General features: G+C 57.5%; 1 protein-coding gene. It reads left to right on the top strand.

Going from position 1 to position 358, the window contains the following annotated elements; translation table 11 throughout:
- The coding region (locus VSR71_RS35200; RefSeq protein ID WP_342915760.1) for a transposase at nt 1-123 on the top strand (123 nt) is incomplete at its 5' end.
- Nucleotides 124-358: the final 235 nt, after the last annotated feature.

The raw sequence follows: 358 nt of genomic DNA, 5'->3' as shown, positions 1-358 counted from the left end.
ACGAATCTGGTCGAAGGCATCAACAATCGGATCAAGGTGATCAAGCGCATGGCCTATGGCTTCCGCGATGACCACTACTTCTTCCTCAAGATCCGTGCGGCTTTCCCCGGAATTCGGCGATGAACCATTTAAAAGCCAGCGTGTAATCGCGTTGTGTTCGCTTTCGATCCGTCTCCAAGGCACTCTCCTCATCCCGGTTGGAAAAGTGTCAACCATATTCAGGACGGGTCAGATTGTTGATGCCTTCGACCAGATTCGTGCCCAAGGGCCAGCGGGTGTGGGCCAAGATGCCCGGCAGGTAGGGCTTGAGCCGCCGGGCGAACTGGCGCAGCGGCTCGATCCCGCTGCTCATGGCGCG

Origin of the sequence: Cupriavidus oxalaticus (assembly GCF_038900635.1) — a bacterium.
In the GTDB taxonomy this organism is placed as follows: domain Bacteria; phylum Pseudomonadota; class Gammaproteobacteria; order Burkholderiales; family Burkholderiaceae; genus Cupriavidus; species Cupriavidus oxalaticus_B.
Note: the sequence above shows the minus strand (reverse complement) of the source record. Positions and strands in the feature narration are given on the sequence as shown.